Source organism: Mogibacterium timidum ATCC 33093 (assembly GCF_000525775.1).
GTDB lineage: Bacteria > Bacillota > Clostridia > Peptostreptococcales > Anaerovoracaceae > Mogibacterium > Mogibacterium timidum.
This window is the reverse complement of record NZ_JALU01000018.1, coordinates 1-19,529: the sequence shown is the minus strand read 5'-3', so window position 1 is coordinate 19,529 and position 19,529 is coordinate 1. Positions and strand designations below refer to the sequence as shown.

The following is a 19,529-nucleotide window of genomic DNA, read 5'->3' as shown; positions in this document are numbered from 1 at the left end:
CCTCCACTACTTTCTTACAATCGCACCAAATCTGCAATTATCCATACAAGCGCCGCATTTGATACACTTAGCGCTGTCAATCACGTGTGGTGTCTTAACTGTACCGGAAATAGCATCTACCGGGCAGTTTCTGGCACAGAGAGTACAGCCTTTGCACTTTTCTGCAATGATGGTGTATTTGAGCAGCTTCTTACATACGCCGGCAGGACATGTTTTGTCCTTGATATGTGCAACGTACTCATCTCTAAAGAATCTCAACGTTGACAGTACCGGGTTAGGTGCAGTCTGTCCCAGCCCGCACAAGGAGTTTCCCTGGACAAACTTGGCTAACTCTTCCAACTTGTCGATGTCATCCATTTCGCCGTTGCCCTCTGTGATTCTGGTCAGAATCTCGAGCATTCTCTTAGTTCCGACTCTGCAAGGAGTGCATTTACCGCAGGATTCGCTTACGGTGAATTCGAGGAAGAACTTGGCGATATCGACCATACAGCTGTCCTCGTCCATTACAATCAGTCCGCCGGAGCCCATCATACACCCGATATTCTTGAGGTTCTCGAAGTCTATTGGAATATCGTAGTAAGTGTTCGGAATACATCCACCTGAAGGGCCACCGGTCTGAGCTGCCTTGAATTTCTTGCCTCCGGGAACGCCGCCTCCGATGTTCTCTACGACATTGCGCAGAGTCGTTCCCATTGACACCTCGACAAGTCCCGTGTTGTTGATTTTGCCGCCGAGAGCAAACACCTTAGTACCGGGCGACTGCTCGGTTCCCAGCGAGCTGAACCACTCTGTACCCTTGTTGAATATCATCGGGATATTTGCATAAGTCTCAACATTGTTGAGAATCGTAGGACACCCGAACAGACCCTTAACTGCCGGGAAAGGTGGTCGTGGGTGCGGTTCTCCTCTATTTCCCTCGATAGACGTCATGAGTGCTGTCTCCTCACCACATACAAAGGCTCCGGCACCAAGTCTGAGATCTATATCAAAATTGAAGCCTGTACCGAATATATCCTTTCCTATCAGTCCATACTCCCTCGCCTGCTTGAGCGCAATTTCAAGTCTGTTAACGGCAATCGGGTACTCGGCACGAACATAAATGTAACCCTGATCAGCACCGATTGCATAGCCGGCAATCGCCATAGCTTCAAATACCGAATGCGGGTCGCCCTCTAGGATTGAACGATCCATAAATGCACCGGGATCACCTTCATCGGCGTTACAACATACATATTTCTGTACGTTTCCCCTATCGCCTGATGCAAATTTCCATTTTTTACCTGTCGGGAACCCGGCACCACCGCGGCCTCTGATACCGCTGTCCATTACAACCTGAATTACTTCATCCGGTGTCATCTCTGTCAGGCACCTGCCAAGAGCCTCATACCCGCCGGTGGCAATGTATTCATCGATGTTCTCCGGATCGATAACACCGCAATTTCTAAGAGCAATCCTCTCCTGCTTAGTGTAGAAGTCGGACTCTGTCATCGTCTTGGCCGGACTGCCGTCTGTGGTCTCTTCCTTGAGCAGGTAATCATCAGCGGGAACGCCTCCGATGATGTGTTCATCTACAATAGCCTCAACCTTTTTAGGATTTACCTCTTCATAATAAACGGCCCCCGGATGCACAACAACAACCGGACCCTTAGCACACAGACCCTGACATCCGGTCTGAATAATTTTGACATCATCCTCCAGGCCGTGCTTTCCGAGCTGCTCTTTCAAGGCCTCTACGACCTCTCCGCTATGGTTGGATGTACATCCGGTACCGCCACATACTAATACATAATATTTATGAACCTGTACACCATCAACTTCAGTGACAGCAGCTGCACCATCTAATCTCAGGCCGACTTGGCACATCATCTTGTTCTTGATGGACCTAAGCTCATTAAGCGATTTCATAATAACCCTCCATAAGTAAACCTCACGCTGTATAATTTAGCGTATCATTTCATAACCGGAAACTAGATGTATTTTGCGAGCACCTCCGGAATCTTGTCCGGAGTCATCTTGCCGTACACATCTCCTCCAACAATCACTACCGGAGCCAAGCCGCAGGCTCCTACACAGCGGCAGGAATCTAAAGAGAATTTGCCGTCCGGAGTGCATTCTCCATCACCGATCTGCAGTTCTTCCGATACCTTGTCAAAGATATCGCCTGCACCCTTTACATAGCATGCAGTGCCGAGACAGACTGAAACCTCGTGTTCCCCCTTAGGTGACATGGAAAACTGTGCATAAAACGTTGCAACGCCATACACCTTCTCCATAGGAATACCGGTTCCATCGGAAATAATCTTCTGGACCTGGTACGGGAGATAGCCATATATCTCCTGAGCCTTCTGCATAATCGGCATCAGACAGCCATTTTCACCCTTAAGGCCGTCAATAACCCCGCGTAGTTGTAGTTCCTGTTCAGGTGTTCCCTTAAAAGGGACGTTTGAAACCTTCATATCTTAGAACCTCCTTGGACTAACCAATTAGTCATGTTTAACAAAATTAAACTATACATTGAAAATATTATATATCTGGAACGCAGTGATTGCAACGATAGTTATACTTTTGACCATGAATGCTTCCACATATTTATTCGCTTTTTTTAATTCTAAATTTTGCATCTAAATACTCGCAATTGATAAATTAGTAACGTATAATGATAGTGTTATAAAATATCCGGGATACCGGGAAGTTGCGGAGGCACAAAATGACTTTACAAGAGATTAACGCCATAATAGATGGAGAAATTCTTACAAAGGACCCCGACATGGACATGGAGCTAGTGAACGCATTTTCCTCCGATGTGATCAGCCACATCGTGACATACGTAAGCGACAAGTCCATACTCATCACAGCCGTGTACAATCCACAGATACTCAAAACCGCTGAAATGAAGGGCGTACAGTGTGTAATTCTCATCGGGATATACGAGCCGGAGCCTTCTCTGATCTCACTTGCAAATTCCCTTGGCATCACACTTCTGCGCTCGACATATTCGATGTATGTTACGTGCGGCAAGCTGTACAGCTGCGGTTTGCAAGGAACGTTCTAAGTAATTAAAGGAGGAACTGTTGATATATCCAAAATTTTTAGACAAGGGCTCATCCATCGGGATTTGCGCTCCGAGCGCCGGGGTTGGTCGCAAGCTTGAATCGTTTGACAAATCTCTAGCGGTATTGCGCGATGCAGGCTACGACATAATTGAAACTGCCAACGTCAGAACTGATAACGTGAGGTCTGCCGACGGCAAAACCCGCGGCGAAGAGTTCAACTCACTGCTCGAGAATCCTGATGCCGAGATGATACTCGCAGCTTCGGGCGGAGATTACAATATTGAGATGCTCCCCTATATAGACGCGGAGTTGTTATCCAACTATCCAAAATGGATAACCGGTACTAGCGACCCTACCAATATCACTTACTACGTCACGACTAAGCTCGACATAGCTACCATGTATGGGTTCAACGCGGGCAGCTTCGACTGGAATGAGCTGCATGAATTTCAGCACAACTCACTAAAGTTTTTGCGGGGAGATATAACAAAGCAGCACTCCTTCGAGTACTATGATTCGAATACCGACTTTTCTGTATCCGGTAATACACTTGATGGCGAGGTAAATTGGATATTGTCGATGCCCGGGATTGAGGAAATATTCGACAAATCGTCATCCCCTGATTCACCGAAATTGATCGTAGAGGGTCGTCTAATTGGGGGATGTATCGACTGCATAGCTAAATTGATTGGTACCCCTTACGACGGAACCGGAGAATTCGTCAAGAAATATCCCCGCAAGATCTGGTTTATGGATAATTTTGCGATGAGTGCATTTGATCTGTACCTAACCATGATGCAGATGAAATACTGCGGCTACTTTGAGGGAACTACAGCAATAGTGTTCGGACGCACCATGTTCCCAGATAAGTCAGACGAAGAATATATCGCTCAGCTACGTCAGGCGATTCCGGATATACCATTCATCTGGAATGCTGACATAGGTCATGTTGAACCTTGCTTTACAGTGATTAACGGTGCTTACGGTATAGTTACATGTGCACAGGGAAAAGGTGCGCTGGAGCAGGCTTTAGTGTAGATAGATAAGGATAAAATTTTTATAATGCCTAAATAAACGTAAGAGGTAGATGCATAATTGCATCTACCTCTTGACGCTAAAATCAATGGTTATAGTGCGTCGTTATGAATAAGAACGCTCATGTAAGCACCCTTCTTAAATATTGATGTGCTTACACCCCATGCAATAGCTGAACAAGCTAGCTCACCTGCATGCTTTGACTTAATGCTTCTCGAGCTTAGCACGATTCCCTTTGGATATAGTTCAGCGCCTAGATACTGATGTAGGCTATCTGCAGAACCTGACTCAACAGCCTTGATTGAACGACCAGGATTTGTATCCCACCACTCGTTTGGCTTTGAGAATGAACCATCAGCTCTCATCTCGCCAGAAGATAGATTCTGAGCACATACTTCTCTGAGTTTTTCTAGAGTCTCATCGTCGATTACACCATCAGTAATCGAATATGCATACATTGCACACGCAACACCATCATCATCTAGTTCCTTGAGAAGGTATAGATTCGAGACACCTCTCTCCTTGAACTTCTTCCACTTAGCAGAAACCTTCTTGAGGCTTGCGTCGTTGTAAACAGATGAGTTTCCGTCCTCAAGAGCACGTCTTAGCTCTTCTAGGTTAACATCCTTCTTCTCCCAGTTGTCGATAAAATTGATTCTTAGATCACTCATGTAACTTTACTCCTTTAACTCTTCTTGCCAACTAGCTAATGTATCATTATCAAACACGATCATCGTGTCAATAAACGGTTTTACTACGATCTCCGTGTAAAAAGGTCCTTTTTTCTTGTAATATGCCGTTGCCCCGGAGCGAGATTTTATTGAGAACTTTATCTCATACTCTCCAGGAGGCATCAAAATAGACGGTGTTAAAAACTCGTCTGAAAATAAAACTCCTGATGACCAATTCTCCCCATCAACAGAAAATGACATATTATAGAAATCACCATATCCGTTATCTATTCTTAGGTATACTTTTGATAGCTCTTTGTCGTGCTTCATGGTCTTAATCATATTAAATGCCTTCTTGCGTTTAGTCTGCTTGTAATACAAGAATCCCAAACTTATAAAGAATAATATAGACATTCCCACAGGTACTATCCAAGGTCTTTCGATTAACAAACTCATAAATTAGTTCTCACTTTCCTTATTGTTGCAAAATCTCTCTAATATTGTCAAGACTGTGACTTTGATTATTGCTCTCAGGCTACCTAGCGGGCAGTCATCACAGCTAAGTGCTGGAGGCGAATACAGAAGGCTACGAAGTTTTGATAAGTTCAAAGACTTGCGAAGTTACGAATGTGAGCATTGTTTTATCACATCAAGTTAAGCAGCATTCGTATAATTCGTCAAGCGAGTGAAATTCTTTGCCAATGCTTGCAGACTTTTGCTATTCGCCGATCCCTATGTGTCTCTTAAAATTACCCACTATGCTTTCACCATCTGACATCATAAGAAATGCATTAGAGTCAACATCGTGAACTATTCCTTTTAGGTGTTCAATTTCATATTTCGATACAAGCGTGAGAACTATATTCACCTCATCTCCTGTATACGCTCCTCTTCCTTTCCAACTTGTAACTCCTCTGTTTAATTCTTCAGTGAGAAATTTTTCTATGCCGTCTTTCTTTGTAATAATCAGAACCTCCGTCTTTATGTTCTGAGTATGCATTCTATCGATAAACATCGCCTTTATAGATGAGTAAATGAAAGAGTAAACTGCTATTTTGACATTAAATAGAAGCAAACAACAACCATATACAACAAAATTCACAATATTGTTAAGCATCCCTACGCTAACGTTAGGATTCTTCTTTGCCATACACACAGCAATGATATCAGGTCCACCAGTGGAACTTCCACCTCTCAAAATCATTCCAGTTCCTATTCCTCCGATGACACCAGCTACTACGCACGCAGTTAGGTAATCATCGATATAAGGAATCTTTGGCACTGGTGCAAGTGTGAGACATATCGATGATATACCTATCGAAATCAGAGTCTTAGTCGCGAATTTAAAACCTGCTGAGGAATAAGCATATAAGAACAGCGGTATATTGATTAAGAAGTAGATAATACCCGTAAAATCAAGTCCGTATATAGTTGTGAATCCAGTATTAACGGCGATTAAATGCCTAACAATCTGCGATATTCCGAGGAATCCACCGTTATACAAGTGCATCGGAGTGATTAGGAGGTTTATGCTGAACGCATAAATTAAGTTTCCAAGAATCATCAATATGGCACTTGATAATCCATTCCATTTGTCTTCAAATTTATTAAACCAGTTCATTTCAAAAAATTTATGGTGAAGCATCCCTTAGGGATGCTTCACCTTTAGTTATTATTTACGATTCTTGATAGTTGCCTGTGCAGCAGCCAGTCTTGCGATTGGAACTCTGAACGGCGAGCAAGATACGTAGTTGAGTCCGGTCTTGTACATGAACTCAATAGTAGCAGGATCACCGCCGTGCTCTCCGCAAACACCTAGCTTAATATTCGGTCTAGTCTCTTTTCCGCCTTCACAAGCCATCTTAACGAGTTTTCCGATACCCTTCTGATCCAGTGACTGGAACGGATCTCTCTCCATGATGCCATCATTAATGTATTCTTTGATGATATTACCTGTATCATCACGTGAGAAACCAAAGCCCATCTGAGTCAAGTCGTTAGTCCCAAACGAGAAGAATTCAGCATCATCAGCGATTTCGTCAGCAGTAAGAGCCGCCCTAGGAATCTCAATCATCGTTCCTACCATGTACTCCAGCTCCGTACCTGCCTCTTCAAAGCACTTCTTAGCCATCTCATCAATAGTATTCTTGACAAATCTAAGCTCCTTGATATTCCCAACCAAAGGAACCATGATTTCCGGCTTGATCTTGTATCCCTTTTCCTTCGATACCTCGATAGCAGCAGTGATAATAGCAGCTGTCTGCATCTCGGCAATCTCAGGATATGTAACAGCCAGACGGCAACCTCTGTGTCCGAGCATCGGATTGAACTCGTGCAGCTCAACAGTCTTCTTCTCGATTGCTTCCTTGGAGATTCCAAACTGCTCGGACAGCTGGTTAACATCTGCCTCTGTCTTAGGCAGGAACTCGTGTAGAGGTGGATCGAGAAGTCTGATCGTAACCGGTCTCTCACCCATTACCTCATAAATTCCCTTGAAATCGCTCTTCTGATAAGGAAGGAGTCCGGCAAGTGCCTCTCTTCTCTCTGCCTCGGAATCAGCGAGAATCATTCTTCTAATCTTAGGAATTCTCTCGTCTTCAAAGAACATATGCTCAGTTCTGCAGAGGCCGATTCCTTCTGCCCCAAATTCAAGAGCCTGCATGGCATCCCTTGGATTATCTGCGTTAGCTCTTACTCCGAGAGATCTCACCTCGTCTGCCCACTTCATGATAGTTCCGAAATCACCGGACAGCTCAGGAGCGACCGTCTTGATGGCAACGTCATAAACGCTGCCGTCAGTACCGTTGATGGAGATTACATCTCCCTCGCGATATTCCCTGCCGTTTACTACCATCCTTTTATCAGACTCATATACAGCAATTGCACTGCATCCGGCTACACAACACTTGCCCATTCCACGTGCAACCACAGCAGCATGGGATGTCATTCCACCTCTAGCTGTAAGAATTCCCTCTGCAGCAACCATACCTGCGAGATCCTCAGGGGAAGTCTCTTCTCTAACGAGTATAACCTTTCTACCTGCTGCTGCAGCCTCGGCAGCGTCATCCGCACTGAATACAATCTCGCCGCAAGCAGCTCCCGGCGACGCAGGAAGCCCCTTTGCAACACTTGTTGCCTTGGAGAGCTCGTCCGCATCGAATGTAGGGTGCAGCAGCTGGTTGATCTGATCAGGCTCGATGCGGAGAATTGCAGTCTCCTTGTCGATAAGGTCTTCCTCGACCATGTCTACGGCAATTTTAACTGCAGCTGTAGCAGTTCTCTTGCCGTTTCTGGTCTGCAGCATGTAGAGCTTGTTGTCCTCAACAGTGAACTCCATATCCTGCATATCCCTGTAATGCTTCTCGAGGATATCCGCAACAGACTCAAACTTAGCATATACCTCCGGAAATGCCTGCTCCATCTCAGCAATTGGTTGAGGTGTTCGGATACCTGCAACAACATCCTCGCCCTGTGCATTGACGAGGAACTCACCGAAGATCTTGTTCTCTCCGTTTACAGGGCTTCTTGTAAATGCGACTCCTGTACCCGAAGTCTCGCCGGTGTTGCCGAATACCATCGACTGTACATTAACAGCTGTTCCGAGCGAAGCGGAGATGTTGTTGAGTTGTCTGTATAGGATAGCTCTGTCGTTATTCCATGAACGGAACACTGCCAGAATAGCCTCCATCAGCTGGTCTCTAGGATCCTGAGGGAAGTCTCTTCCCAGCTCTTTTCTGACTAGAGCCTTATAGCCTTCTATGATTGCCTTGAGATCATCTGTGGAGAGATCTACGTCGAACTCTGCACCAACCTCCTCCTTCTTGCCGTCGAAGATGATATCAAATTTTGCCTTTGGAATCTCAAGCACGACATCTCCGAACATCTGGATAAATCTTCTGTAACTGTCGTATGCGAATCTCTCATTGCCGGTCTTAGCAGCCAGACCCTTGACCGATTCATCATTGAGACCGAGATTCAAGATAGTATCCATCATTCCTGGCATTGATACCGGTGCACCTGATCTGACAGATACCAGCAGAGGGTTTTCAACGTCCCCGAAGCGCTTGCCCATAACCTGCTCGAGCTCAGCTAGGTGCTCATACACTTCCTTTACGATTTCTTCAGCTAGAACTCCGCCCTTATCAAGGTAATCCTTGCAAGCGTCAGTCGAGATAGTAAATCCAAACGGTACAGGCAGACCGATCTTGGTCATTTCTGCGAGATTCGCACCCTTACCACCCAGAAGACTTCTCATGTCCTTTGAGCCTTCGTTGAAGGAATAAACAAATTTCTCCATGGCATTTTCTCCTTAGTTAAAACTGCAATTTGCCTTCTATATATTCCCTAACGTCTGATAGCGGTAGACGGATCTGCTCCATCGTATCCCTATCGCGTATAGTGACTGATTGATCAGATTCTGTGTCGAAGTCAACACAGATTGAGAAAGGGGTTCCAATCTCGTCTTCTCTCCTATATCTCTTACCGATAGAACCCGCAGCATCGTACTCCACATTGAAGTACCTGCTCAGTTCTTCATAAATGGGTGTAGCTACATCCTCGAGTTTCTTGGATAGTGGCAGAACAGCGACTGTATATGGTGCCAAAGCCGGATGCAACCTGAGAACAACTCTCGTATCCTCATTGCCCTTGCCGTCTAATACCGTCTCCTCATCGTAAGCATCTATCAGGAATGCCAATGCTACTCTATCGGCTCCGAGAGATGGTTCGATGCAATACGGAACATATCTCTCGTTAGTCTCAGGATCGAGATAGCTCATGTCCTGTCCGGAGTGCTCCTGATGTCTGGTTAAGTCAAAGTCAGTTCTGTCTGCAATGCCCCACAGTTCTCCCCATCCAAACGGGAACAGATACTCCAGGTCAGATGTCGCATTGCTGTAGTGTGACAGCTCCTCCTTTTCATGGTCTCTGACACGGATATTATTCATGTTCATGCCTAGACTCCTGAGGAAGTCGATGGAGTATTCCTTCCAGTAGTCAAACCACTCCAGGTCGGTCCCGGGTTTGCAGAAGAATTCCAGCTCCATCTGTTCGAACTCTCTGGTTCTAAAGGTGAAGTTACCCGGAGTAATCTCGTTACGGAAAGACTTACCAATCTGTGCAATTCCAAAAGGAATCTTCTTGCGCGAGGTTCTCTGCACATTCTTGAAGTTAACGAAGATTCCCTGTGCAGTCTCAGGTCTCAGGAAGATTTCAGACTTTGAATCCTCAGTTACACCTTGAAACGTCTTAAACATCAGATTAAACTTACGGATGCCTGTAAAATCGGATTTTCCGCAGTCCGGACACGGAATCTTGTTATCGGCGATGTATTTCTCCATCTCCTCATCGTTCCAACCATCGCAGCTAATCTGGCGACCTTCCCTGCCCATGATATAATCTTCGATAATCTTATCTGCTCTAAATCTGGATCTGCAGCTCTTGCAATCGATAAGCGGGTCCGAGAACCCTCCAACGTGCCCCGATGCTACCCATGTCTCCGGATTCATCAGAATTGCGGCATCAAGACCGACATTGTACTTGGATTGCTGCACAAACTTGCTCCACCAGGCCTTCTTGACGTTGTTCTTGAATGCAACTCCTAAAGGACCGTAATCCCAAGTATTAGCGAGCCCTCCGTAGATCTCCGATCCCGGGAAAATATACCCTCTGTTCTTAGCCAAGGCTGTAATCTTATCCATCGTTACAGCTCTGTCCGGCTGGACTACACTCTTATCAATTGCCATACTTCTCTACCTATCCTGTCTGGTTCACTCTATAATTATTTATCTTCCTCTGCCTTGTCAACAAATACGTTGCCCGGCTGATCGGGTCCGAGATTCTCAATGTCTAAATCATAGTAATCATCAATACCTTCCCCCAGGTCGCTCTCTGTAAAATCAAAATCATCGCTCTTGCTGCGTTTCTTGAGAATTTCGCTGCCCTTACGCTTGAGATCGCTGATGTCTACGTTGTTCTTAACCTGATCAAACGCGTCGCGACTCTTGTCCTTGAGATCCTCGAAAGTATCCTGGCTCTTCATCCTGATATCGTTGTACAGCTCGCTGTCCTTGATCTTATCTACGGTCTCGCTCCCTGCGTTCTTGGCACGGTTATAGTGCTTCTTAACCTTGCCGTTTACATCTGTAACCTCTCCCTTGTCATTGACAAACTCAACATTGCAGTTGAATCCGGCCGCAGCCACTAGACCGAGTATCATACCCCAAGGAGCAATCACTACGCCTAGCAGTCCAACGGTGAGCGGGAGATTTACAAGAACCTCGTCGCCCTTCTTGATGATGATGCGGGACATGTTGCCTTTCTCCGCTGTCTTCTTGAGGCGCGCAAACAGTTCGTTACCGTACAGCCTCTCCCCTTCAGGTTCATCTGCCTTGATTGTCTCTTCGATGATTATAATTGCATCAACAACACTGCCGTCAGCTTCCTCAAGAGCGCTCTTAGCCTCTCTATAGCTAACTCCGGTCCTGTCCTTTACTAATTCAATCTTCTCCAGTGTGATTTCCATAGTATTCCTCCTCTTAAATATGACGACCTCATCTATATGCTCATTCTGTCACCAAGAATATCAACATCCAGGTAGTACTTTAAATACTCCGAGAGAATCCGCTGTAGCTCGCTTGAAACCGACGGCTTGAGTGACACCTTCTCAAAACCGGAAAGCGGCGTCCTAGTGAAGTAATCTAACACTTCAACTATATCAAAATCAGGCTTGAAAATCAACGAAGCATCACGCATATCAAGCCTTTTGTAGCAATCCTCACATAGGATTCCACCGCCGCTCACGGAGAAATACCGAATCTTTCCTCCACCCTCTTCTCGAAGCTCCGCCAACGATTTACCGCAGCTCACGCACTGCTTAAGCTCCGGCATTACACCGTTAAACGCCAGTGACTTAACGATAAACGCATACAGCAAAGTCATGTAGTTGCCTTTGGCATTTGTGATAGACTCCATAAATTCCAGCGTCATATCGAACAGCCTCGGCCTCGCCTGCTCCTCTTCAGTCGTCTTGTCGACGTACTCAAGCAGCTTGGATGCCACAACGTACCTGTCTATATCCTCGCCAATCGAGTAGTAGCTCCTCTTGACATCAGCGTTATTAATGTTGAAGTAGCTGCGCCCCTTGTAAATATCATATTCGGCAAACGTAAAGGGCCGAATCGCCAGTGCTGCTCTTCCCTTTGCTCGCTCATTGATGCTCGTCCCCGCAGCAATCTTGCCGTGGCTCCTAGTGAACAGTGTAATAAGCCGCCTGTTATTTGCAATTTTGTTTTGCCGCAGGACTATCCCCTCTGTGTTAATCAGCATCTGACTATTCGTCCTTATATCCGAGATTTTTGATGACTCTATCCGAGTTGCGCCAATGCTCCTTAACCTTGACCCAGAGCGACAGGAACACCTTGGTGCCCAGCAGCAGCTCTATCTCCTCGCGAGCGCTCTTGCCCACGCCCTTGAGTTTACGACCACCTTTGCCGATGATAATGCTCTTGTGCGATGTGCGTTCACAGCATATCACAGCTCCAATCTCAGTTATATCAGGCTTTTCCTCATACGATTCAATCTCGACAAAAATACCGTGTGGCACCTCCCGGTCGAGATATCGGAGAAGCTTTTCACGTATAATCTCGCTGACGATAAACCTCTCAGGGTGATCCGTTGCCATATCATCAGGGTAGTACATAGGCCCGTCATACATATAGCCGGACAGGCATTTCATCAGATGCTCTATGTTGGTACCCTGAAGTGCGGATATTCCAAAGATCTCGTCAAATAGTCCGCTCTCATCATATCTGCTGTAAAGCTCCAGATAAGCATCCGGGCTTACCAGGTCCATCTTGTTGATCGCGAGCACCCTTTTGGACTCCGACTCTGCCAGCATGTCGAGTATGTACTGGTCACCCTTGCCGAATTTTTTAGAGCCGTCGACTATCAGCAGGACGACATCCACGCCGCCGGCCGTGTTAAGGGCGGTCTCATTGATCGCTGTCCCCAGCTTATCCTTGGGCTTGTGAATCCCCGGCGTATCGAGGAAAATCATCTGAATTCCGTCCCCGCCATCGTGCTCGAGATCCGTGTAAATCCCGGTTATCCTGTTCCTCGTCGTCTGAGGCTTGTCCGACGTAATTGCAATTTTCTCTCCCAGCACATTGTTGAGAAGTGTGGATTTGCCGGCATTAGGCCTGCCTAAGATTCCTATAAATCCTGATTTCATCAATTCTCCAATCCGTTACCTGCAAATATCCAGTGCAGTCATTATCCGTTCCTCGTGTTCGCGCATCTCAGCTTTCTCTTCAGGCTGCATATGGTCGTAGCCTAGAAGATGCAGAAGGCTGTGCACAAACAGATATGTGACCTCCCTCTTGATAGATGTCTCATACTCCTGCGATTGCCTCTCGGCTTGATCGAGACAGATAACGACATCGCCCATCGGTATATTCACACCGGCTTCGTCTCCGTCCAGCTCCGCCAGCAGCTCGTCACTATTCTCAAACTGCGGGAACGATAATACGTCCGTCACACTGTCTATGCCGCGAAACTCACCGTTAAGCTCTCGGATTTCCCCCTCAGACACGATTGAAACACTTATATACACCGGCAGCTCACCTGCCTTAGAAAGCGTAGCTTCATCAAGCTTGCCCAAGAGCTCTGCTGCGAGCAGATGCTTAGCAGCCCTTTCAATCAGCCCTTCATCTATGCGTTCGTCAGCTTCGCACTCTCCGTAAGCGGCATCACTATAGTTGATATCTAATATCATCTTCTGCTCCCACCGCGCCGCGCATTCGCACTGCTGCTTGAATTCTCATAATCGCTATACGCCTTGATAATCCGCTTTACGAGCTCGTGTCTAACTACATCTACCTCGCTCAGGTAGCTGAACTCAACCCCATCCACATCAGCCAACACACGTTTAGCCTCTACCAGACCTGAGCCTGCTCCCTTAGGCAAATCTATCTGCGTGATATCTCCGGTGACTACCACCTTGGAATTGAAGCCCATACGGGTAAGAAACATCTTCATCTGTTCCCTCGTGGTATTTTGAGCCTCGTCGAGGATGATAAACGAATTATCCAAGGTTCGGCCTCTCATGTATGCGAGAGGAACAACTTCGATTACGCCATTCTCCTTGAGTCTGGCTGCAGTTTCCTGACCGATTATCTCAAATATGGCATCGTACAGCGGTCTCAAATATGGATCCACCTTGTCCTGCAGGTCTCCCGGCAGGAATCCGAGACTCTCGCCGGCCTCCACAGCCGGCCTGGCCAGTATGATCCGCTCAACTTCTTTGTTTTTGAGGGCATTTGCAGCAAGCGCACAAGCCAGGTACGTCTTGCCCGTTCCCGCCGGCCCTATGCCAAATACCATATCGTTGTTGCGGATGGTGTCGACATATCGCTTCTGCCCCTTAGTCTTGGGTTTGAGCGGCTTTCCCCTGTGAGTGTAGCATATCACATCGCTGACCTGCGACTTGGCATCAAAGGTTTCGCCTGCATTCTCCATATCTATCAGGTAATTCACCCTGCGAGCATCTAGCTCCGGCTCTACACGGAGATTTTCAACCATACTGCTGATGATATTTGCCGCTCTGATATTACCGGCGCCCTTGATAAAAAGTCCGTCATCACGCATGACAATCGTGGTACCGGTAGATTTCTCGACCTGCTTGATATTGGCATCAAGCGTACCAAAAAGCTGCTCTCTGTTTATATCCTCCGGAATTTCGAATCTAACTATATCTGTACTCTTATCCATGCACTTTTCCTTTGCAAATATTACTTAATATTATAGCCGTTTTACGCCCCGTTTACAACGAAATGATAACCGCCATTTAGCGCATTTATCAACAATTCGGAAAGAAAAAAACAGGGCCGCGGCCCTGTCAATTACAATATCGATAGTCATTTGCTGAGGTATTCCCTGACCATCTTGGATATAAGAGAGCCGTCAGCCTGCCCGCGAAGCTTAGACATTACGGTTTTCATCATAACGCCCATGCTCTTCATGTTGCGTTCAATGCCCTCTTCATCAGCAATCTTCTCAATCGCTGCAAGAACGGCTTCCTCGGACAGCTCCTCAGGGAGATATCTCTCAAGCACCTCTATTTCCTTGTTATAACCATCTAATAAGTCTGTTCTTCCGGCCCTCTCAAAATCAGCCAGCGCATCTCTGCGCATCTTGAGCTGCTTCTTGATGATCGGAATGATATCGGCGTCATCCTCAAGTACGACCTTCTGATCTACTTCGTGCTGCTTAATGGCAGCTCTAACGAGGTTGACGGTCTCCTTGGTGGTGACGTCGTGCTCCTTCATAGCTGTCTTGTAATCAGACATCAATTGCTCTTTAAGACCCACGCTCTTCACCTCCTAAGACTTAGTACTTTCTTGCCTTCTTCCTGGCAGCCTCAGACTTCTTCTTACGCTTTACACTTGGCTTCTCGTAATGCTCTCTCTTTCTGAGTTCGGACATCACGCCGTCACGCGCGCAAGATCTCTTAAATCTCTTAAGCGCACTTTCCAAGCTCTCGTTCTCTCTAACGGTAACCTGTGCCATATTACTGATTCACCTCCTGCCATTTCAGAGTGTTATGGACAAGTATCGTCATAACACATGAATTATAACATTTTAATAAGCAGAGCACAAGAAATAAAAAAGCGGACACATATGTGTTACTATCTGAACCAATATCAATATCCGCCTATTATCGCCTGTTATAACTATATGCATTCACTCTCTGCACGATTTATGCCATACGCTATGGTACGCGCTTAAAAGAGCTTGTCCACAATATCACTGGCCATCATCTTGCGTCGAGAATCCTCTCCTGTATCGAGCTTGTCCGCAGCATTACCGTGGATCATCACTCCGTACAGCAAGCTGTTGTTGGGACTGTTGCCTTGAGCGATCAGCGATGCAATTGTCCCTGCAAGCACATCTCCTGAGCCCGCAGTTGCAAGACCGGAATTGCCAAGGATGTTGAGGAACAACCTCTGGTCGCTGCCACTAAGCAATGATATCAGCGATACATCCGACTTAACCACCATGCTTACGCTATAACGCTCCGAGAACTTCCTGATAAAGCCAATTTTATTCTTGTCTACAACCTTGATGTCCTCGTCGCACAGCCTTGCCATCTCTCCCACATGAGGAGTAATTACGCATTCTGCCCTCCTCTTACGGAAAGGCTTGAGATTCTTGGATATTATATTGAGCGCTCCGGCATCAATAACCATCTTGATGTCCATGGCAAGCAGCTGTTTAACTAGGATTCGACCCGTCGAATCCTCCTTGAGACCCGGACCGACCAGCACCACATCAACCGACTTCGCAAACTCCGTCATCGCTCCCGAGATATCGTCATTCTTGTACGGTACTACCACAGTCTCCGGGATAGCGACGTTGAAGTAACCAACGTATTTGTTAGGGCAGAACACCTTGACCAGACCGCAACCGCACCTGTAAGCAGCCTTAGCCGCCAGCATGCTGGCTCCCATCATCGCATTAGGCCCTACCACTATCCCGACCGAGCCGAATGTGCCCTTGTGCGAGCGCTCCTCTCGGGGTATAAGCGCCAAATGCCGCGTATCCTCAAGGAAGTCCCTGTCGCAGATGTACAGCTTATCTTCAATCAAAGCGTATCCGGACTTGATAATTCCTATATCTATTAGCTTGACCTCGCCTGTAACTGCTCTGCCTGCTCCAAAGAACATACCTGTCTTGTAGTTGCCGAACGTAACTGTCAGGTCTGCCTTGAATACGGCATCCATGATGCCGCCGGTAGTAGCATTGAGTCCGGACGGAATATCTATTGCTATCTTGAATCCCGACTTGGTATTGAGGTATTCAATAAACTTGGCAAAGTTTGCTCCAAATCGCCTGTTGAGTCCTATGCCGAAGATTCCGTCGACAATGACATCGTATCGCTGCTGCAGCACCTTCATATCATCGCGCGATCCAAGTCCGTACATTCTGAACGACTTGCTCATCGAAGTCAGCACTCTGAGCTGATCTGTAAAGGCTCTCGAAACCTTGCTTCTATCTCCTACGAAATACACATTGACGATATATCCGAGATGCAATAGCCATCTGGCCGCACAGAGACCATCTGCCCCGTTATTACCATGACCAACGACGACGAGGATCTCTGTGTCCTTGTCTGGATAACGTGCAATTATCTCATCGACAAGCCCGCCGGCAGCGTTTTCCATCAGGACGGCACCGGAAATGCCCTTGTCAATCGTATATTCATCCATGTAGCTCATGGCTTTCGCCGTCAATGCATACATACAGACTCCTCTTATATCAGAAATTAGTTCGCATAGATTATATCATCGAAGCCTCTAACCTTCAACGATTCTGTCCGTACACTTGTATATTATTTACAAATTTTACGCAATATTGTAGCATAGAGGAGATATATCTGATCAGTTAAGTTTTTAGGAGAAGGATTTGGCACTCAACGAACAACAGATGCGCGATATCATAATCGCGGACAAAAGAAGGAAAAAACTAAAGAAACGCAGACGCCGTAAATTCACAGCAGCGGTATCAGTCTTAGCAGTCATGTTCTTTATAGTAGGGCTTTACCGCAACAGAGATGTTCTGGCCCCGCCGAAATTAGATCGCGGCGTAATATTTATCGATCCCGGTCACGGAGGACACGATCCCGGTTCTCAGACGAAGAGCCGAGACGAGAAGGACGACACCCTCAGAATTGCCCTTCAGGTCAAGAAGGAGCTCAACAAAAAGAACTTCAAGGTGTATATGACTCGCGAGGATGACCGCTATACCGAACGAATTAAAATCGGCAAGATGGCCAACAAAAGCAAGGCTAAGCTGATGGTCTCAATTCACAGGAACAAGGCAGAGGACAAATCGGCTCAAGGTGTCGAGGTATTCCTCCCTATGGACAACAATGAGGAAAGCCGCTATCTGGGCAATCAGATAATGAAGCAGCTGCATAAAGAGGGCTTCACCAAGCGCAGAATTCGCGCCGGCACATTAGTCAGTAAGGAGCACGAATACGATGAGCTGTCGAAGAATAAGATGCCTTCATGCTTAGTAGAGCTGGGATTCATCAGCAGCAAGCACGATAACCGGTTATTCGACAACAATCTCAAGGGTAACGCAAAAGCGATGGCAAAAGCCATAGAAAACACGTATTCTCATTACTACGAAAAGGATAAGAATTCAGATGAAAAATAGACCTTCGCTCCGGTGCAGGATATTTATGATGACTCACAGCTTCTCTCCCCGGTTACCAGGGAATCTTTTCAAGTGCCATCACGCCGGCTGTATCGAAGCTATGGGTGGGACATATAGAAAAAACTCTGTAAAAACATTTGACAAGGTCTTTCGTGACAGTAATCATTAAATCACGGAGGGCTTTTTATTATGACCAGAAAACCAAAGAAACCGATGCATCATGTCGAAATGACTGAAGGAAAACGTGAGATCATCCGCGGACTGCTCGAAGAATACGATATTGAGAGCGCTCAGGATATCCGGGATGCTCTCAAAGATCTTCTCGGTGGCACGATCAGGGAAATGATGGAGGCCGAGATGGATGAACATATCGGTTATGAGAAATCTGAGCGCTCAGATGAGTTTGATCTTGAGCGGAACTACAGGAACGGATACAAGAATAAACGCGTCAATTCCAGCTATGGCAGCATGTCCATCGATGTTCCACAGGACCGCAATTCCTCTTTTGAACCTAATGTCGTAAAAAAACGCCGGAAAGACATTTCGGTCATTGACCGGAAGATCATATCGATGTATGCGAAGGGAATGACCACAAAACAGATCTCTGAAACGATTGAGGATATATATGGCTTTGAGGCTTCAGAAAGCTTCATTTCGGACGTAACGGACAAAATTCTGCCGCAGATCGAAGACTGGCAGAACCGCCCGCTGGAAGCAGTTTATCCGATCGTATTCATAGACGCCATCCATTTTTCTGTCAGAGAAGACGGAGTTGTACAGAAGCGTGCAGCATACGTTGTTCTTGGGATCGACGCAGATGGAAGCAAAGATGTCCTGACGATAGATGTTGGAGAAAACGAGAGCAGCAAATACTGGTTGTCTGTTTTGAATTCGTTGAAAAACAGAGGCGTTCAGGACATACTGATCCTTTGTTCAGATGGATTGACCGGAATAAAGGATGCCATTTCGGCTGCATTCCCGAAAACAGAGCACCGGCGCTGTATCGTACATATGGTCAGGAACACATTGAAGTATGTGGCGAACAAAGACATGATGTCCTTCGCTAAGGATCTTAAGACGATTTATACAGCTCCCGACGAAAAGACAGCACTGACGCAGCTTGATCAGGTCACAGATAAGTGGAGTCCACAGTGTCCCTATGCTATGAAACGCCGAAGTAATAACCGGGACGCCATATCTCCGATTTTCAAGTTTTCCGGGGATGTCAGAACAGCCTTCTACACGACCAATGCCATAGAATCACTGAATTCGACACTGAGGCGGCTAAACCGCCGGAGAAGTGTATTCTCCGGTTCTCAACGCAAGTGGACAATGCCACTACGCAACCGGGGAAAAGTCCGTGGCGAGTTGTCGATCATGTATCCGTAGCGTCTGCCTGAATAGCAGAAATTGCCGGATTTCAAATAAAAGACATGCCCGTTTCAACCGAGTATGTCTTGACATGTCAAAAATAATTTGGTAGACAATATTTAAGAGCCAGCTAGAAGAAACTGACCGGCCCGTTACACATTTCTCACGAAAGACCTTTATT

At 46.4% G+C, this 19,529-nt stretch carries 19 protein-coding genes; 4 read left to right on the top strand and 15 right to left on the bottom strand.

What is annotated here, in order from left to right:
- Window positions 1-6: 6 nt before the first annotated feature.
- Together nuoF and HMPREF0581_RS04895 are read right to left on the bottom strand one after the other, a co-directional pair.
- Window positions 7-1,905 (bottom strand): NADH-quinone oxidoreductase subunit NuoF, encoded by a 1,899-nt coding sequence (gene nuoF, locus HMPREF0581_RS04900; RefSeq protein ID WP_036380901.1) that lies wholly within the window; start codon window positions 1,903-1,905, stop codon window positions 7-9.
- A gap of 62 nt (window positions 1,906-1,967) precedes the next feature.
- Window positions 1,968-2,456 (bottom strand): NADH-quinone oxidoreductase subunit NuoE family protein, encoded by a 489-nt coding sequence (locus HMPREF0581_RS04895; protein WP_009644755.1) that lies wholly within the window; start codon window positions 2,454-2,456, stop codon window positions 1,968-1,970.
- Between the two features lie 251 nt (window positions 2,457-2,707).
- Here HMPREF0581_RS04895 and HMPREF0581_RS04890 point away from each other — a divergent pair, with 251 nt between their 5' ends.
- A complete protein-coding gene (locus tag HMPREF0581_RS04890) occupies window positions 2,708-3,052 on the top strand; it encodes a DRTGG domain-containing protein (RefSeq protein ID WP_009644633.1) in 345 nt (114 codons plus the stop codon).
- A gap of 19 nt (window positions 3,053-3,071) precedes the next feature.
- Window positions 3,072-4,091, top strand: coding sequence for an LD-carboxypeptidase (locus HMPREF0581_RS04885; RefSeq protein WP_036380898.1), 1,020 nt, complete (start codon window positions 3,072-3,074; stop codon window positions 4,089-4,091).
- Window positions 4,092-4,180: 89 nt separating this feature from the next.
- On the opposite strand, the gene HMPREF0581_RS04880 is transcribed toward HMPREF0581_RS04885, so the two are convergent.
- The 13 genes from HMPREF0581_RS04880 to HMPREF0581_RS04820 all read right to left on the bottom strand — a co-directional run bounded on the left by HMPREF0581_RS04880 (window position 4,181) and on the right by HMPREF0581_RS04820 (window position 17,058).
- Entirely contained in the window at window positions 4,181-4,759 is a 579-nt protein-coding gene (locus HMPREF0581_RS04880) for a hypothetical protein (RefSeq protein WP_009644738.1), read from the bottom strand.
- 6 nt (window positions 4,760-4,765) lie between these two features.
- Complete coding sequence (locus HMPREF0581_RS04875) at window positions 4,766-5,101, bottom strand: hypothetical protein (protein ID WP_242835196.1); 336 nt, start codon at window positions 5,099-5,101, stop codon at window positions 4,766-4,768.
- Window positions 5,102-5,477: 376 nt separating this feature from the next.
- On the bottom strand, window positions 5,478-6,404 hold the full coding sequence (locus HMPREF0581_RS04870) for a YitT family protein (RefSeq protein ID WP_009644678.1): 927 nt from the start codon (window positions 6,402-6,404) through the stop codon (window positions 5,478-5,480).
- A 27-nt stretch (window positions 6,405-6,431) separates the two neighbouring features.
- Window positions 6,432-9,056: a pyruvate, phosphate dikinase gene (gene ppdK / locus HMPREF0581_RS04865; protein WP_009644764.1), complete on the bottom strand. Its 2,625-nt coding sequence runs from the start codon at window positions 9,054-9,056 to the stop codon at window positions 6,432-6,434.
- A 16-nt stretch (window positions 9,057-9,072) separates the two neighbouring features.
- The gene (locus HMPREF0581_RS04860) at window positions 9,073-10,503 is read right to left on the bottom strand and encodes a glycine--tRNA ligase (RefSeq protein WP_009644687.1); all 1,431 of its coding nucleotides are present in this window, start codon (window positions 10,501-10,503) and stop codon (window positions 9,073-9,075) included.
- Window positions 10,504-10,538: 35 nt separating this feature from the next.
- The gene (locus HMPREF0581_RS08295) at window positions 10,539-11,282 is read right to left on the bottom strand and encodes a DUF4342 domain-containing protein (protein WP_009644815.1); all 744 of its coding nucleotides are present in this window, start codon (window positions 11,280-11,282) and stop codon (window positions 10,539-10,541) included.
- A 32-nt stretch (window positions 11,283-11,314) separates the two neighbouring features.
- Window positions 11,315-12,085, bottom strand: coding sequence for a DNA repair protein RecO (gene recO / locus HMPREF0581_RS04850; protein ID WP_009644751.1), 771 nt, complete (start codon window positions 12,083-12,085; stop codon window positions 11,315-11,317).
- Between the two features lie 4 nt (window positions 12,086-12,089).
- Window positions 12,090-12,989 (bottom strand): GTPase Era, encoded by a 900-nt coding sequence (era, locus tag HMPREF0581_RS04845; RefSeq protein WP_009644773.1) that lies wholly within the window; start codon window positions 12,987-12,989, stop codon window positions 12,090-12,092.
- 15 nt (window positions 12,990-13,004) lie between these two features.
- Window positions 13,005-13,532 carry an rRNA maturation RNase YbeY gene (ybeY, locus tag HMPREF0581_RS04840; RefSeq protein WP_009644701.1) on the bottom strand — a complete coding sequence of 176 codons (528 nt, stop codon included), beginning with the start codon at window positions 13,530-13,532 and terminating at the stop codon, window positions 13,005-13,007.
- Complete coding sequence (locus tag HMPREF0581_RS04835) at window positions 13,529-14,527, bottom strand: PhoH family protein (RefSeq protein ID WP_009644641.1); 999 nt, start codon at window positions 14,525-14,527, stop codon at window positions 13,529-13,531. The genes ybeY and HMPREF0581_RS04835 overlap by 4 nt, the downstream gene beginning before the upstream one ends.
- A 146-nt stretch (window positions 14,528-14,673) precedes the next feature.
- Window positions 14,674-15,126, bottom strand: coding sequence for a GatB/YqeY domain-containing protein (locus tag HMPREF0581_RS04830; protein WP_009644845.1), 453 nt, complete (start codon window positions 15,124-15,126; stop codon window positions 14,674-14,676).
- Window positions 15,127-15,145: 19 nt separating this feature from the next.
- The gene (gene rpsU, locus HMPREF0581_RS04825; protein WP_009644705.1) at window positions 15,146-15,325 is read right to left on the bottom strand and encodes a 30S ribosomal protein S21; all 180 of its coding nucleotides are present in this window, start codon (window positions 15,323-15,325) and stop codon (window positions 15,146-15,148) included.
- A 215-nt stretch (window positions 15,326-15,540) separates the two neighbouring features.
- Window positions 15,541-17,058 (bottom strand): NAD(P)H-hydrate dehydratase, encoded by a 1,518-nt coding sequence (locus HMPREF0581_RS04820; protein WP_009644745.1) that lies wholly within the window; start codon window positions 17,056-17,058, stop codon window positions 15,541-15,543.
- A 163-nt stretch (window positions 17,059-17,221) separates the two neighbouring features.
- Here HMPREF0581_RS04820 and HMPREF0581_RS04815 point away from each other — a divergent pair, with 163 nt between their 5' ends.
- Window positions 17,222-17,977 (top strand): N-acetylmuramoyl-L-alanine amidase family protein, encoded by a 756-nt coding sequence (locus tag HMPREF0581_RS04815; RefSeq protein ID WP_009644780.1) that lies wholly within the window; start codon window positions 17,222-17,224, stop codon window positions 17,975-17,977.
- A 228-nt stretch (window positions 17,978-18,205) separates the two neighbouring features.
- Window positions 18,206-19,366, top strand: coding sequence for an IS256 family transposase (locus HMPREF0581_RS04810; protein ID WP_456299003.1), 1,161 nt, complete (start codon window positions 18,206-18,208; stop codon window positions 19,364-19,366).
- Window positions 19,367-19,529: the final 163 nt, after the last annotated feature.

Excerpts from the sequence above, each read along its gene's own strand:
- recO (WP_009644751.1), bottom strand. The coding sequence starts at position 12,085 with ATGCTGATTAACACAGAGGGGATAGTCCTGCGGCAAAACAAAATTGCA.
- HMPREF0581_RS04895 (WP_009644755.1), bottom strand. The coding sequence starts at position 2,456 with ATGAAGGTTTCAAACGTCCCTTTTAAGGGAACACCTGAACAGGAACTA.
- HMPREF0581_RS04860 (WP_009644687.1), bottom strand. The coding sequence starts at position 10,503 with ATGGCAATTGATAAGAGTGTAGTCCAGCCGGACAGAGCTGTAACGATG.
- HMPREF0581_RS04890 (WP_009644633.1), top strand. The coding sequence starts at position 2,708 with ATGACTTTACAAGAGATTAACGCCATAATAGATGGAGAAATTCTTACA.
- HMPREF0581_RS04820 (WP_009644745.1), bottom strand. The coding sequence starts at position 17,058 with ATGTATGCATTGACGGCGAAAGCCATGAGCTACATGGATGAATATACG.
- HMPREF0581_RS08295 (WP_009644815.1), bottom strand. The coding sequence starts at position 11,282 with ATGGAAATCACACTGGAGAAGATTGAATTAGTAAAGGACAGGACCGGA.
- ybeY (WP_009644701.1), bottom strand. The coding sequence starts at position 13,532 with ATGATATTAGATATCAACTATAGTGATGCCGCTTACGGAGAGTGCGAA.
- era (WP_009644773.1), bottom strand. The coding sequence starts at position 12,989 with ATGAAATCAGGATTTATAGGAATCTTAGGCAGGCCTAATGCCGGCAAA.
- ppdK (WP_009644764.1), bottom strand. The coding sequence starts at position 9,056 with ATGGAGAAATTTGTTTATTCCTTCAACGAAGGCTCAAAGGACATGAGA.
- HMPREF0581_RS04870 (WP_009644678.1), bottom strand. The coding sequence starts at position 6,404 with ATGCTTCACCATAAATTTTTTGAAATGAACTGGTTTAATAAATTTGAA.
- rpsU (WP_009644705.1), bottom strand. The coding sequence starts at position 15,325 with ATGGCACAGGTTACCGTTAGAGAGAACGAGAGCTTGGAAAGTGCGCTT.
- nuoF (WP_036380901.1), bottom strand. The coding sequence starts at position 1,905 with ATGAAATCGCTTAATGAGCTTAGGTCCATCAAGAACAAGATGATGTGC.
- HMPREF0581_RS04880 (WP_009644738.1), bottom strand. The coding sequence starts at position 4,759 with ATGAGTGATCTAAGAATCAATTTTATCGACAACTGGGAGAAGAAGGAT.
- HMPREF0581_RS04835 (WP_009644641.1), bottom strand. The coding sequence starts at position 14,527 with ATGGATAAGAGTACAGATATAGTTAGATTCGAAATTCCGGAGGATATA.
- HMPREF0581_RS04810 (WP_456299003.1), top strand. The coding sequence starts at position 18,206 with ATGACTGAAGGAAAACGTGAGATCATCCGCGGACTGCTCGAAGAATAC.
- HMPREF0581_RS04875 (WP_242835196.1), bottom strand. The coding sequence starts at position 5,101 with ATGATTAAGACCATGAAGCACGACAAAGAGCTATCAAAAGTATACCTA.